Source organism: Mycobacterium sp. NGS69, from assembly GCF_059812165.1.
This window is the reverse complement of record NZ_JCALCD010000001.1, coordinates 834,956-849,222: the sequence shown is the minus strand read 5'-3', so window position 1 is coordinate 849,222 and position 14,267 is coordinate 834,956. Positions and strand designations below refer to the sequence as shown.

Sequence of the window (14,267 nt, the reverse complement as noted above, 5' to 3'; positions counted from 1 at the left end):
TGTGTTGGAGCATGGGTAGATGGCGCGCGACGACTGGCTGGTGGGACGCGATCGCCGCGGTGCGGCCACCGAACGGATTTTCGCCGCGGCCGCCGATCTCATCTCGCGCAAGGGATACGAGGGCTTCACGATCGAAGCCTTGGCGGCCAAAGTGCATTGCTCGCCAGCGACGATCTACCGGCACGCCGGGGGCAAGACGGCCATCCGCGATGCCGTCGTCGCCATCCAAGCCGCCCGCATCGTCGACGCCACGCGGGAAGCCATCAAGGACCTTCGGGGCCCCGATCGCGTCGTGACCGCGACGATCATCGCGCTCCAACGGCTGCGGTCGGATCCGCTGGCCCAGCTCATGCAGTCGATCCATGCGAACCCCGTCAGCGAATGGGTCGTCAACTCACCCACCGTCACCAGCTTGGCCGCCGAAATGCTCGGCCCCGACAACGACGACCCGCTCGCGGCGCAGTGGCTGATCCGCATCTTCCTGGCGCTGTGGTGCTGGCCCGTCAAAGACCCGGCCGCCGAACGCGCCCTGATTCAACGCTTCCTCGGCCCCCCGGTGACCCAGTAAGGATGTGAGTCGTGACTTGGACGAGGTACGAGGGCAGGGCCCTCGCGGACGCAAATCTCGCTGGCGACGCGCTGGAGGCGGCGCTCGAAGACCATGTCCGCGTTCATAATCCGCATCTGACGGACGTCCGCTTGGAGTCGGTGACCGCCACCGATGACTACGACACGCGGCTGACGCCCTTTGGGCGTTGGTACCGAGTCACCTACTTGGCCGAAGGTGCGGACCTCTAGGCAGCGCTCTTGCCGCCCTATAAATGCGCCCCGGTCGCTCCGTCGGTTCCCGCCGCTCCCAAGATGATCCCGCCGTTGCCGCCGGCACCACCGGGACCGCCGGGGAATGTACCCGCCGCGCCGCCTTCGCCGCCGTCCCCGCCGTTGCCGAACAGCCCCACCGCGTTGCCGCCCGCGCCCCCAGCGCCAGGAGTGCCGAATATCGCCTGCCCGCCGGTGCCACCGTGACCGCCGTTGCCGATCAGGAGCCCACCGCTGCCCCCTGCACCGCCGGGGCCGCCGCTTCCCGCCGCGCTAAAGAGGCCGCCGCCCGTTCCTCCGGCACCGCCGTTTCCGATCACCCCGGCGTTGCCGCCGGCGCCGCCGGCAAGACCCAGGGAGCCATCACCACCGTCGCCGCCATCGCCCCACAGCAATCCGCCGGCTCCGCCTGAACCGCCCACGTTGCCAACCCGGCCGAATCCGGCGTCGCCGCCGTCGCCACCCACCCCGAAGAGCAGGCCACCGTGGCCGCCGCTACCGCCGCTGCCAGCGACCCCACCGGGGTTAACGCCATCGTTGGATATACCGCCGGCCCCTCCGCCGCCGCCGGCGCCGAACAATCCGATCGCGTTACCGCCAATGCCGCCGTTGCCGGCGTTGCCGTTGACAAACTCGTTTACCCCACCGATCCCACCCGCGCCGCCATTGCCATAAAGGAGGCCACCGGTGCCGCCCGCACCCCCGGTGCCGCCGGTGCCTCCTGCCACGTTGACGGTCCCGCCGGCGCCACCCACACCGCCGTTGCCGAAGAGGCCCGCGGCCCCGCCGGTGCCGCCGTTTTGGCCGCCGGCGCCAGACCCACCGTTGCCGCCATTGCCCCACAGGATGCCGCCGGCGCCGCCGTTCTGTCCCGTCCCGGGCGCCCCGTTGGTGCCATTGCCAATCAGCGGTCGCTGCAGCAGCAATTCGGTGGGAGTGTTGATCACGTCGAGCAGGTCCTGCACGGCGGTCTGTAATGGCGACACGTTGGCCGCCTCGGCGCCGGCATACGCGGCCGCGCCCGCGCTCAATGCCTGCACCAACTGCTCATGCAACGCCGCCGCCCGGGCGCCGACGCCCTGATAGGCCTGCCCGTACTCGCCAAACAGCGACGCAATCGCGGCCGACACCTCATCGGCACCGGCCGACAGGACCTCTGCGGTCGGGGTCCATGCGGCCGCATTGGCCGCGCTGACTGTGGCACCGATTTCTGCAAAATCCGTTGCGGCTGAAGCAATCTCGTCAGGAATTGCGATGACAAATGACATTCCCCGCCTCCGATCAACGCTGCGGCCCGGCGGTCGGCCATGTCAGCTAGATCGTCGAGCCCCCCGGCATACGCAAAGCGTATCCACGCACCTACGAGTCCACTGGAAATTCCGGACAATCGCCGTAGCGCGAGACAGACGCACCGCCGGCCGGGTGATCGCCGGCGGCGACGCGTGGGTTGTGGAGCCTAGGGGAATCGAACCCCTGACACCCGCCTTGCAAAGGCGGTGCTCTACCAACTGAGCTAAGGCCCCTCATCGTGGCTGCATGGTTGATCTGCCGGATCGGCCACGGCCACGTGCCAGACCTCGACCCCGCGTCGTGCCCGCACCGCCACCGCCGCTATAGCGACCAGCGCCAGTGGCAATGCAAGCCTTACGCAACGTCTGGACGGGCACATGGTTGTGGGCCTGGGAGGACTCGAACCTCCGACCTCTTCGTTATCAGCGAAGCGCTCTAACCGCCTGAGCTACAGGCCCGCACTCGCGTACGGCCGAGCGACGAGATTACCGCAATCGTCGCCGGACCCCCAAAACCGCGTGATCGGCACTAGTCGCGGTCCGCCAATGTGACTTCAATGCCGCCGATCAGATCGGTCGCCAGGTTGTAGACGAACGCGGCGATGGTGGCCATCGCGGTCAGCAGGACGATGTTGACCAAGCCGATCAGCACCGCGCCGCCGAAGATCGTGCCGCTGGATACCAATTCGCCGCTGCTGCCGCTGGTGTTGTTCAACAGGTCGCCGACGTTGCTGTTCAGCTTGGCCCACACGCCCATGCCGCCGAGCACGAGGTACAGGAACGCCACCGCGATCATCCACACGAAGAACAGCGCCACCGAGAGCAGCAGGGACACCTTCAGCGTGCTCCAGGGATCGATCCGCCGGATCTGCATGCTGGCCCGAACGGGACCGCGGGTTCGCCGCGAGACCTGAACCCGGTTTTCGCGGCCTTCGTTGGCGTCGGCATTCGTGGACCTGGCGGAGACCGAGAGGCTCGGCGTATCCGCGCTGCGCTCCGGGGCGGGCTTGCGCTGCGGCGATCGCGGAAGGGGCCCGGACAGATCGGGCAACTCGCTGGCGTAGGCCTCGGCGGGCGGGCCGTCGCCGCGTGGCGGCGCGGGGTCGAACTCGTATGGCTTCCCGCGCGGGGGTGCGCCGGCCCCGGGCGCGGACCCGCCGGAGATGAAGCGGTTGAGCCGGGCATCGGCACTGGTGGGAGCCGCGGGCGGCCGCGGCTCTGCGTGTGGTTCGGGCTCGCGATGCGTCGGGGCGGATGGCCGGGCGGCGCGCGGCCGTGGTGGCGACTCACCGGCATCAGGCGCCCGGCCGGTCTGCGCCGGCGCCGCGCGGTGCACACCGGCACGCTCGGCCGCGCCGTCCCCATTCAGGCCGTCGCCCTGTTTGGGGGCGCCCGGCTCGTTCGGTGAGGTCACCCCGACTCCTTAGATCTTCTGCGGTGGCAGTCGCATTATGTCTGGTCGGGCCGAGTCTATTGCCCGGCTCCACCTCCGCCGTTCGAGAGGCCCGTTGAGAGGACCTCCGCTGGGTCCGCATCGCCCGTCGGGCCGAGTCTAGTTGCCGCGGCGCTTGAGCGGACCCCCGCTTACCCGCATCGTTACCTGCCTAGCTCTGAGCGTCCTCGCCCTCGTCGGCGTCCCCGACGACCTCGTCGGCGGCCTCCTCGGCGTTGCGCGCGATGGCCAACAGCGTGTTGTCCTCGCCCAGGTTCATCAGCCGGACGCCCTTGGTCTGCCGTCCAGCCTTACGGACCTGGCGCGCCGCCGTGCGGATCACGCCCCCTCCGGAGGTGATCGCGTAGAGCTCGCTGTCCTCGTCGACGATCAGCGCGCCGACCAGCCGGCCGCGCCGACGGTCGTACATCACCGTCAGGACGCCCTTGCCGCCGCGGCCCTGCACCGGGTACTCCTCGATCGCGGTCCGCTTGGCGTAACCGCCGGACGTGGCGACCAGGAGGTAGGTGCCTTCGCGGACCACGTTCAGCGACAACAGGTAATCGTCGGCGTTGAACCGCATGCCCTGCACGCCCGAGGTGGCACGGCCCATCGGGCGCAGGGCCTCGTCGGTCGCCGAAAACCGGATGGACTGCCCGTTGGCCGACACCAGCAGCAGGTCCTCCTCGGACGAACACAGCACCGCGCCGACCAGCTCGTCGCTGTCGCGCAGGTTGATCGCCACGATCCCGCCCGAACGGTTGGAGTCGAAGTCGGTGAGCTTCGTCTTCTTCACCAGGCCGTTGCGGGTGGCCAGCACCAGATACGGCGCGTCCTCGTAGCTGCGGATCTGGATGACCTGCGCGATGCGCTCCTCCGGCTGGAAGGCCAGCAGGTTGGCCACGTGCTGCCCGCGCGCCGTGCGGGAGGCCTCAGGCAGTTCGTAGGCCTTGGCCCGATACACCCGGCCCTGCGTGGTGAAGAACAGGATCCAGTCGTGCGTCGAGGACACGAAAAAGTGCGCCACGATGTCGTCCTGCTTGAGCCCGGCGCCCTGCACACCCTTGCCGCCGCGCTTCTGGCTGCGGTACAGGTCGGTCTTGGTGCGCTTGGCATAACCCGTTTCGGTGATCGTGACGACGACGTCCTCGCGGGCGATCAGGTCCTCGTCGCTGACTTCTCCGTCGGCCGCCACGATCCGGGTGCGACGGTCGTCGCCGTACTTGTCGACGATCTCCTTGAGTTCGTCGCGCACGATCCCGCGCTGCCGCTCCGGCTTGGCCAGGATGTCTTCCAGGTCGGCGATCTCGGCCTCGATCTTGGCCAGGTCGTCGATGATGCGCTGGCGCTCCAGGGCCGCCAGGCGCCGCAGCTGCATGTCCAGGATCGCCTGGGCCTGGATCTCGTCGATGTCGAGCAGCTCGATCAGGCCGGCGCGGGCGATGTCGACGGTCTCCGACGCGCGGATCAGGGCGATCACCTCGTCGAGCGCGTCCAGCGCCTTGACCAGACCGCGCAGAATGTGGGCGCGTTCGTTGGCCTTGCGCAGCCGGTAGGTGGTGCGGCGGACGATGACGTCGAGTTGGTGCGCGACGTAGTGGCGGATCATCTGGTCGAGCCGCAGGGTGCGCGGCACCCCGTCGACGATCGACAGCATGTTCGCGCCGAAGCTGGTCTGCAGCTGGGTGTGCTTGTAGAGGTTGTTGAGCACCACCTTGGCCACCGCGTCGCGCTTGATCTCGACGACGATGCGCACGCCGACCCGGTCGCTGCCCTGGTCCTCGACGTTGGAGATGCCGGCGAGCCTGCCGTCGCGGACCTGCTCGGCGATCGAGGTGATGAAGTTGTCGTGGTTGACCTGATAGGGCAACTCGGTGATCACCAAAGACGTTCGGCCCCTGGCCTCTTCGACCTCGACCACGCCGCGCATCCGGATGGACCCGCGGCCGGTCTTGTACGCGTCGGAGATGCCCTGGCTGCCGACGATCAATCCGGCGGTGGGGAAGTCGGGTCCCTTGACGCGCTCCATGCACGCGGCCAGCGTCGCTTCCTCGTCGGCCTCGTGGTTCTCCAGGCACCAGAACACCGCCTCGGCGAGCTCGCGCAGGTTGTGCGGCGGGATGTTGGTCGCCATGCCGACCGCGATGCCACCCGAACCGTTGGCCAGCAGGTTGGGGAACCGGCTGGGCAGCACCGTCGGTTCCTGCACCCGGCCGTCATAGTTGGGGATGAAATCGACTGTCTCCTCATCGATTTCGCGCAGCATCTCCATCGCGAGCGGGGTCAGCCGCGCTTCGGTATATCTCATGGCCGCTGGCGGATCGTTGCCCGGCGAACCGAAGTTGCCCTGTCCGTCGACCAGCGGATACCGCAGCGACCACGGCTGCGCCATCCGCACCAGGGTGTCGTAGATCGACGAGTCGCCGTGCGGGTGATAGTTGCCCATCGTCTCGGCAACGGAGCGTGCGGATTTCGCGTGTCCGCGGTCCGGCCGGAACCCGGAATCGAACATCGCGTACAGCACTCGGCGGTGCACCGGCTTGAGGCCGTCGCGCACTTCCGGTAGCGCGCGGCCCACGATCACGCTCATCGCGTAGTCGATGTAGCTGCGCTGCATCTCTTGCTGAATGTCGACGGGTTCGATCCGGTCGCCGGCTTCGCCACCGGGTGGCAGCGTGGTGTCAGTCATGTGATCCTCGGGTTAGTTCGTGCGAAATCGAATCAGACATCAAGGAAGCGGACGTCTTTGGCGTTGCGGGTGATGAAACTCCGGCGCGCGTCGACGTCCTCGCCCATCAGAATGGAGAACAATTCGTCGGCGGCCGCGGCGTCATCGAGGGTGATCTGGCGCAGCACCCGCACGTTTGGGTCCATCGTGGTTTCCCACAACTCCTTGGCGTCCATCTCACCCAGACCCTTGTAGCGCTGAATGCCGTCTTCCTTGTTGATCTTCTTGCCAGCTTTCAGCCCGGCCTCGAGCAGGCCGTCGCGCTCGCGGTCGGAGTAGGCGAATTCGGGATCGCTGCGCTGCCACTTCAACTTGTACAGCGGCGGCTGTGCCAAAAACACGTGGCCGTTCTCGATCAGCGGCCGCATGAAACGGAACAACAACGTCAACAACAGCGTCGAAATGTGTTGGCCGTCAACGTCGGCGTCGGCCATCAACACGATCTTGTGATAACGCAGCTTGGTGATGTCGAACTCGTCGTGGATGCCGGTGCCAAGCGCGGTGATGATCGCCTGAACCTCGGTGTTTTTCAGCACCCGGTCGATGCGCGCCTTCTCGACGTTGATGATCTTGCCGCGCAGCGGAAGGATGGCCTGGAACATCGAGTCCCGGCCGCTCTTGGCCGAGCCGCCCGCCGAATCTCCCTCCACCACATAGAGTTCGGACTTGCGCGGGTCGGTGGAGCGGCAGTCGGCGAGCTTGCCGGGCAGTCCGCCGAGGTCGGTGGCGCTCTTGCGGCGCACCAGTTCCCGCGCTTTACGGGCCGCGATGCGCGCCTGCGCCGACGACACCGCTTTGTTCACAACGGTTTTCGCTTCGGAGGGATTCGCTTCGAACCAGTGCGTCAGTTGTTCGTTGCACACCTTCTGCACGAACGACTTCACCTCGGTGTTGCCCAACTTGGTCTTGGTCTGACCCTCGAACTGCGGTTCGGCGACCTTGACGGAAATGACCGCCGCCAGGCCTTCCCGGATGTCGTCGCCGGTGAGGTTGGCGTCCTTTTCCTTCAGCAGCTTCTTGTCTTTGGCGTATTTGTTCACCACCGACGTCAACGCGCTGCGGAAGCCCTCCTCATGGGTGCCGCCCTCGTGGGTATTGATCGTGTTGGCGAACGTATGCACCGACTCCGAGTAGCCGCCGTTCCACTGCATGGCGATTTCGACCTCATGGCCGGCGCCCTTGCCGTCGAAGTCGATGACGCTCTGCTGGATCGGGCTTTTCGTGCGGTTGATGTGCTTGACGAAGTCGACAAGGCCGCCGGGGTAGTGGAAGGTGCGGTGCTTGACCTTGTGCGGCGCGGTCGATTCCGCCGCCTTCTCTTGCGCCGACTTGGGCGCGTCGGCCGTATCGCTGACCACCTCATCGACGACCTCGTCCTGCTCCACCCGCTCGTCGGTGAGGTTGATCGTCAGACCCTTATTCAGGAACGCCATCTCCTGCAGGCGGCGCGCGACGGTCTCGAAGTCGTACTCGAGGGTTTCGAAGATGTCCGGGTCCGCCCAGAACCTGATGGTGGTTCCCGTTTTCTTGGTGGCCTCGCCCTGTTTGAGGGTGCCGGGCACCGCGCGGTCGTAGTACTGGAACCACTCGTGCCCGTCGCGTTTGATGTTGACTTCCAGCCGGGTGGACAGCGCGTTGACCACCGACACACCGACACCGTGCAGCCCACCGCTGACGGTATAGCCGCTGTTCTCGCCGCCGAACTTGCCGCCGGCGTGCAGCTGGGTCATCACCACGTCGACGGTGGGGGCGCCGGTGGCGTGCATCGCCACCGGAATGCCGCGCCCGTCGTCGGTAACCTCCACGCTGCCGTCATCCAGGAGCCGCACATCGACCTTGGTGGCGTAACCGGCCATCGCCTCGTCCACGGAGTTGTCGACCACCTCCCAGATGAGGTGGTGCAGACCCCGCTCACCGGTGGACCCGATGTACATGCCGGGGCGTTTGCGGACGGCCTCGAGCCCTTCGAGCACGGTGATCGCTGACGCGCCGTATTCGTCTTGTGCCTTCTTCTTCTGGGCAGCCACGGTCGGAATGCTCTCCTTGGGGTTTCATGCGGGCGGTCCGGTCACCGCAGCAGACGCATGCCACCACTCTACCGTGATCGGGCCCTGGCACCCATTCTCTGGGCGCGTTTCTACCCAGCTAACTGCGCCGTGCGCACGTTTTCTTTATTCGCGCCGCGTCCCGACGTCCCTGATAGGGGTCTCTTTCGTTCTGGCGGATCTGAGGCGCCTGTGGATAAACGCCCGACTGGGGGCCGGTTTCGTCTCGCAACGCCTCAGCCGTACGTGTCCCGCGGCCCCCGCCCGGCGATGTGGCGGGGCCCCTTACGCCACGAGGGCGCCGTGGGTCCGCTGATTTTCAGCGACGTCACCACACCGTTGCCAACCGCCGCGGCGATCTTGGCCAAAAGTTGCGCCTGGATCATCCGCAGCTGGGTGGCCCACGCCGTCGATTCCGCCGTCACGCTGAGCACACCCTCGTTGAGCGCGGTCGGCGTGGCATGGTCGGCGATCTGCTGTCCCACCACCGACGACCAGTGTCCCAGCACCGTGCCTTCGGCGACGTGCGCCGACCAGCCGCGTTTTTTCGCGAGGTCGCGCGCCAGCCGGCCCAGCGGCTGCGGATCGCGAACGTCCGGACCCGGACCCGACCAGCTGCGTCGCTGTCCCGCCACCCGGCGCGGCGCCGACGGCATCGCCCTCCCGCGCCCGGCGTCCTTTCCCTGCGCCCGGGCCGCCGCCCGAGCCTCCTCGAGGGTGCGGCGCACCAGGTCGATCCCGGTCAGCCCGCCCAGTCTGTCGACCTCGTTCTTGTCGTCCGCGTCGGTCGCGTCGGTCATGCCCGCACCGCCGAGACCCGGCCCGCGTCATCGTCGCGCAGATCGATATGCACCCGCCTAGCATCCCAGTCCGCCGGAATGTCTTCCAGCACCGCCGCGGTGACCAAAACCTGCTCGGCTGACTCGGCCACCGCCGCCAAGGCCCGGCGACGGGTGGCATCGAGTTCGGCGAACACGTCATCGAGCAACAGCACCGGCTCGCCGCCGTCCGCGCGCAGCAACTCGTACGCCGCCAACCGCAGCGCGACGGCGAACGACCACGATTCACCGTGACTGGCAAAGCCTTTGGCGGGTTGGTCGCCGAGCCTCAGCTCCAAGTCGTCGCGGTGCGGGCCGACCAGGCACATTCCGCGCTCCAATTCCGCGTCACGCCGCGCGGACAAGGCGGCCAGCAACGCAGCCTCCAGGAATTCGCGGTCGCTGCCCTCGAAGTCCGCCGGGCCGCGGGCGTCGAGGCTCGGCCGATAGGCAACCGACGCGGGGCGCGATCCCGGTGCCAGCAACTGGTAGGCCTTTTCCACCTCCGGTGCCAGCTCATTGACCAAATCGATACGGGCGGACATCAATTGGGCGCCATGCTCGGCGAGCCGACTGTCCCACACGTCCAGGGTGTCCAAGGCGCTGCGGTCGCCCCGATACCGGGCACCGGAAAGCGATTTCAACAGTGCGGTGCGTTGCCGCAAGACCTTGTCGTAATCGGCGCGTATGCCGGCAACCGCCGGCCGGCGGACCGTGGCCAAATCGTCAAGGTAGCGCCGCCGATCCGCCGGGTCGCCCCGCACCAACGCCAAGTCTTCGGGCGCGAAGAGCACCGCGTGCAACACGCCGACAACCTCGCGCGTGCTACGAACCGGCGAGCGATTCAGCCGCGCCTTGTTGGCTCGGCCCGCGGCGATCTCCAGATCGATCGCGCATTCCCGGCCGTCGTTCACGACGATCGTCGAAACCACCGCGCGGTCCGCGCCCGCCCGGATCAACGGCGCATCAGTTCCGACCCGGTGTGAACCCAATGTTGTCGAATACCACAGGGCCTCAACCAAATTCGTTTTCCCAAAGCCGTTGGGGCCGACGAACACCGTCCGGCCCGGCTGCAATTCGAGGTCGGCGTGAGCCCAGGACCGGAAATCGCGCAGTCCCAAATGCCGGACGTACACCTACCCGGGCAACCGGACTGGCATCAGCAGGTACACGTAATCCGTCGGCGATGCGGGGAAGGGCCCGGTGCCGGTGGGGGAGCTGTCGCCGCCCGATGCGGGGCGCAGCAGCGCGGGCTTGCCGGGCGTCGTGAAACCGAACGACACCCGTTCCGAATGGACTGATGCGAGCCCGTCGGTCAAATACGTCGGGTTGAACGCGATCGTCAACGGTTCGCCGACGAAATCGACCTGGAGATCTTCTTCGGCGCGGCCCACGTCGTCGGCGCCGGCCGAAAGCCGGAGCGACCCGTCGGAGAATTCCATTCGCACCTGGGCGCCGCGGTCGGCCACCAACGCAACCAGCTTGATGGCCTCGGTCAACTCGGCCACGTCGATGGTGGCAACCGCGGTGTGCTCGGCCGGCAGCAGCTGACGAAACTTCGGGAACTCCGCATCGAGGAGCCGGGTGGTGCTTTGCTTGCCGTTGCCGCTGATCCCGAGCAACCCGTCTTTTCCGACTCCGGCGCCCGCGCCCAACGACAACTGAACCTCGGACCCGTCGGCGCCGGCCTTGGCCGCCTCGGACAACGTCTTCGCCGGTACCAGCACCGCGGCCTCGATGTCGGGCGACAAAGCCGTCCACGTCAGCTCGCGAACCGCAAGACGGAACCGGTCCGTCGCGGCCAAAACCACCTTGTCCCCGGAAATCTCGACGCGGATCCCCGTCAGCATGGGCAGCGTGTCATCCCGGCCGGCGGCGATGGCGACCTGACCGATCGCCTCCGCGAACAGGTCAGCCGGCAGGGTGCCGGTACCTTCCGGCAACGTGGGCAGCGTGGGGTAGTCCTCGACCGGCATCGTCGGGAGTGAAAACCGTGCGCTTCCGCACGTCAACGCGACCCGATTGCCGTCCACATAAAAGTCGACGGGCTTGTTCGGCAACGCCCGGGTGATGTCGGACAACAACCTCCCGGATACCAAAACGCTTCCAGGAGAAGCGATTTCGGCCGCAACCTGGGCTTCGGCGGACACCTCGTAGTCGAACCCGGAGATCGTCAGGCCGTCGTCCGAGCCAGAGAGCAGGACGCCGGACAGCACCGGCACCGCCGGGCGGGTCGGCAGGTTCTTCGCCACCCACGACACCGCATCGGCGAATGACTCTCGCACCAGACGGAACTTCAAGTCCGTGAGCCCAGCTGTTGTCGTCGCCGCGTCCATAGCGTCCCTTTACCTGCCGAGTGTCCAAAAACCTGCAAAAACCACAGTGGCTAGCCGCCCGTCCGCTAGCAGTCGAACCACAACCGTAGATCTTCTGCCGCCATCTTGAAAGCTAACCGCAGACGCCGACAAGCCGCGGGAACGCGGGCCTCGGCGCGGCGCGGTCGACGGGTGTCCCCAACGCCGTTCTTCAAAGAAGAAACATCGGAAAGATCTAAGTAACAGTATTAAGGGCTGTGGATTCTGGGGACAGCGTGGCTTTGGTGCAGCTAGGGGAGCAACGGGGTTGTGAATGAAGCGGTTGACAACGTAGCCGCGCTTGTTGGGCGGATGGGGATGGAAGACGGATGTGCACGGCGATCCCATTGCTGCACCGATCTTTGACGGGCTTGTGCACAGCGCTGCCCACAACACCCTGGAGTGACAGCTGTGACAGGGGAGCGAGAAGTTTTTTGAAAAAAACTTCGGCCGGGCGGTCTCGAGGCGCCGGGATCAGCGCTTGGACCGCTGCCGGATGCGGGTGGTGAGCTCCTTGACGTGATCGAAGACCTCACGTCGCTCGGCCATCTCGGACAAGATCTTTCGCTGCGCGTACATGACCGTGGTGTGATCACGACCGAATGCCTGACCGATCTTGGGCAGCGACAGGTCGGTCAACTCACGGCACAGGTACATCGCTATTTGTCGTGACTGTGCCAGCGCCCGAGTCTTGCCAGGGCCGCGGAGCTCCTCGACGGTGGTGTCGAAGTACTCGGCGGTGGCGGCCATGATGGTGGCCGCGCTGATTTGCATGGTGCTCGCGTCGGCGATGAGGTCACGAAGCACGATCTCGGCGAGCGCCTTGTCGATCGGCGTCTTGTTCAACGAGGCGAATGCCGTCACCCGGATGAGAGCCCCTTCGAGCTCGCGGATGTTGCGTTCGATGCTGCTCGCGATCAGCTCGAGCACGTCGTCGGGCACCGCCAGCCGCTCCATCTGTGCCTTCTTGCGCAGAATGGCGATGCGGGTCTCCAGCTCGGGGGGCTGCACGTCGGTGATCAGTCCCCACTCGAACCGGGTCCGCAGGCGGTCTTCCAGCGTGGCGAGTTGTTTGGGTGGCCGGTCGGACGAGATGACGATCTGCTTGTTGGCGTTGTGCAGCGTGTTGAAGGTGTGGAAGAACTCTTCCTGGATACCTTCTTTGCCCTCGATGAACTGGATGTCGTCGACCAGTAGCACGTCGACGTCGCGGTAGCTGCGTTTGAACGCGACCTTGCGATCGTCGCGCAGCGAGTTGATGAAGTCGTTGGTGAATTCTTCGGTCGAGACGTACTTCACGCGCATGCCGGGAAACAACCGTTGGGCGTAATTGCCGGCGGCGTGCAACAGGTGGGTTTTGCCCAGGCCGGACTCGCCCCAGATGAAGAGCGGGTTGTAGGCGCGGGCGGGGGCTTCGGCGATGGCGAGGGCCGCGGCGTGTGCGAAGCGGTTGGACGCCCCGATGACGAAGGTGTCGAAGGTGTAGCGCCGGTTCAGGCTGGTGCCGCCGGCGACGGCCGGGTCGGCCGCGTGCGGGCGTTCGGTGAAGTAGTTGGGCCAGCTCTGTTCGGCGCCGGCCGGAACGTCACCGTTCTCGTCCGTCTCGTCGGTGTCGATCGCGGTGTCCAGGTCGGCATCGTCGGCCTGGTCGAGGGCGGAAGTTTCCGAGACGGGTGGAAAGGCGTCGCCGTTGGTGAACGCGCTCGCGTCGGTGTCCTCGAGGGGTGGGGCGATGCGGACGCCGAGTTGGATCTGCTGTCCGAGCCGGCGGCTGAGCGCGTCGGTGATCGGGGCGCGGAGGTGGCGTTCGATCTCGTTTTGCACGAAGCTGCTCGGCACCGACAACAGAGCAAACCCCTCGACGATCGTCAGCGGCCGGACGAGATTCAGCCACGCCCTTTGCTGGGGGGTCAGTGGGGTGGCTAGTGCCGTGCGGTTGGCGGCCAGGCCGTCCGAGGCGGACTCGCCGTTGAGCTCGGAGACGACCGCATTCCAAACTGTTGTGAATCCTGAACCGGGGTCATCGGTCAACGACGTAATCTCCCTGGCTCTCGCAGATCCCGGGTCGAGGGGCAACCACGCTTAACGACGAAGCAGCTGTCCACATAGTTATCCACAGGTGTGGACAGGATAATCGTAGACGAACCGCACCCTACCGGCGACGGCCCGCGATCTCCGTGCTGATGGCAACCCCGGCCGGTCGCCTAGACAGCTACTCGATCCGCCATCCTCGCTTTGTCGTCGAGCGCCGTTCCACTCTGAAACGGCATTGCCCGAAGTTAACAGTTTTCCGTTCGGCTGCCAACAGTTGTGTTGCATTCCAATCGGCTTCTCTAGGGTGTCCTGGGGCCTGCTTGTCGCCCAAACTTCTATGGTGCCGCAGCGAGGGCGCCGAGAACTTCGGTTTTCGCGGATGTGTGAGTTTGGTGCGTTGCGGCAGACCAAGTTTGACCCAGCGAAGGCACGTCAGTACCCTCAAACAGTCGCCCGAAAGTCGGCGATACGGCTGCGACCCAGATGAAGACCGGGGACCGCGCCGGCCAGTAGCAAGACCCACCTCCGATCGACCCGCGGACGAATTGCGCGAGCGGCCGGAAGTTTCGAATTACGAGGAGAACGCCGTGGCCAAGGGCAAGCGGACCTTCCAGCCGAATAACCGGCGCCGAGCTCGCGTGCACGGCTTTCGGTTGCGGATGCGCACCCGCGCCGGGCGGGCGATTGTCTCCGGCCGGCGGCGCAAGGGCCGCCGCGCGTTAACTGCCTGATCGCAACGCCAGGTCTT

At 66.4% G+C, this 14,267-nt stretch carries 11 protein-coding genes and 2 tRNA genes; 3 read left to right on the top strand and 10 right to left on the bottom strand.

All coding sequences use genetic code 11. The features are described 5' to 3' along the window. The first annotated feature begins 19 nt into the window (after nucleotides 1-19). Both AC5Y2S_RS04360 and AC5Y2S_RS04355 read left to right on the top strand, forming a co-directional pair. Nucleotides 20-568, top strand: coding sequence for a TetR/AcrR family transcriptional regulator (locus AC5Y2S_RS04360; RefSeq protein ID WP_499954024.1), 549 nt, complete (start codon nucleotides 20-22; stop codon nucleotides 566-568). Between the two features lie 11 nt (nucleotides 569-579). Then, nucleotides 580-798, top strand: a complete 219-nt coding sequence (locus tag AC5Y2S_RS04355) for a hypothetical protein (RefSeq protein WP_499954022.1) — start codon at nucleotides 580-582, stop codon at nucleotides 796-798. A 17-nt stretch (nucleotides 799-815) separates the two neighbouring features. Here AC5Y2S_RS04355 and AC5Y2S_RS04350 read toward each other — a convergent pair whose 3' ends face one another. The 10 genes from AC5Y2S_RS04350 to dnaA form a co-directional block, all read right to left on the bottom strand. Continuing rightward, complete coding sequence (locus tag AC5Y2S_RS04350) at nucleotides 816-2,087, bottom strand: PE family protein (RefSeq protein ID WP_499954021.1); 1,272 nt, start codon at nucleotides 2,085-2,087, stop codon at nucleotides 816-818. Nucleotides 2,088-2,269: 182 nt separating this feature from the next. Further along, nucleotides 2,270-2,342 (bottom strand) — tRNA-Ala (locus AC5Y2S_RS04345). Between the two features lie 151 nt (nucleotides 2,343-2,493). Then, nucleotides 2,494-2,567 (bottom strand) — tRNA-Ile (locus tag AC5Y2S_RS04340). Nucleotides 2,568-2,637: 70 nt separating this feature from the next. After that, nucleotides 2,638-3,522, bottom strand: a complete 885-nt coding sequence (locus AC5Y2S_RS04335) for a DUF3566 domain-containing protein (protein ID WP_499954019.1) — start codon at nucleotides 3,520-3,522, stop codon at nucleotides 2,638-2,640. Between the two features lie 190 nt (nucleotides 3,523-3,712). After that, entirely contained in the window at nucleotides 3,713-6,229 is a 2,517-nt protein-coding gene (gene gyrA, locus AC5Y2S_RS04330) for a DNA gyrase subunit A (protein ID WP_499954017.1), read from the bottom strand. 32 nt (nucleotides 6,230-6,261) lie between these two features. Beyond that, nucleotides 6,262-8,295, bottom strand: coding sequence for a DNA topoisomerase (ATP-hydrolyzing) subunit B (gene gyrB / locus AC5Y2S_RS04325; protein ID WP_499905450.1), 2,034 nt, complete (start codon nucleotides 8,293-8,295; stop codon nucleotides 6,262-6,264). A 254-nt stretch (nucleotides 8,296-8,549) separates the two neighbouring features. Then, nucleotides 8,550-9,113 carry a DUF721 family protein gene (locus AC5Y2S_RS04320; RefSeq protein WP_499954015.1) on the bottom strand — a complete coding sequence of 188 codons (564 nt, stop codon included), beginning with the start codon at nucleotides 9,111-9,113 and terminating at the stop codon, nucleotides 8,550-8,552. Next, entirely contained in the window at nucleotides 9,110-10,267 is a 1,158-nt protein-coding gene (gene recF / locus AC5Y2S_RS04315) for a DNA replication/repair protein RecF (protein ID WP_499954013.1), read from the bottom strand. Before recF ends, AC5Y2S_RS04320 begins: the two co-directional genes overlap by 4 nt. After that, nucleotides 10,268-11,467 carry a DNA polymerase III subunit beta gene (gene dnaN, locus AC5Y2S_RS04310; RefSeq protein ID WP_499954011.1) on the bottom strand — a complete coding sequence of 400 codons (1,200 nt, stop codon included), beginning with the start codon at nucleotides 11,465-11,467 and terminating at the stop codon, nucleotides 10,268-10,270. A gap of 492 nt (nucleotides 11,468-11,959) precedes the next feature. Then, nucleotides 11,960-13,516: a chromosomal replication initiator protein DnaA gene (gene dnaA / locus AC5Y2S_RS04305; RefSeq protein WP_499954009.1), complete on the bottom strand. Its 1,557-nt coding sequence runs from the start codon at nucleotides 13,514-13,516 to the stop codon at nucleotides 11,960-11,962. 590 nt (nucleotides 13,517-14,106) lie between these two features. Here dnaA and rpmH point away from each other — a divergent pair. Then, nucleotides 14,107-14,250, top strand: a complete 144-nt coding sequence (gene rpmH, locus AC5Y2S_RS04300) for a 50S ribosomal protein L34 (protein ID WP_068111553.1) — start codon at nucleotides 14,107-14,109, stop codon at nucleotides 14,248-14,250. Nucleotides 14,251-14,267: the final 17 nt, after the last annotated feature.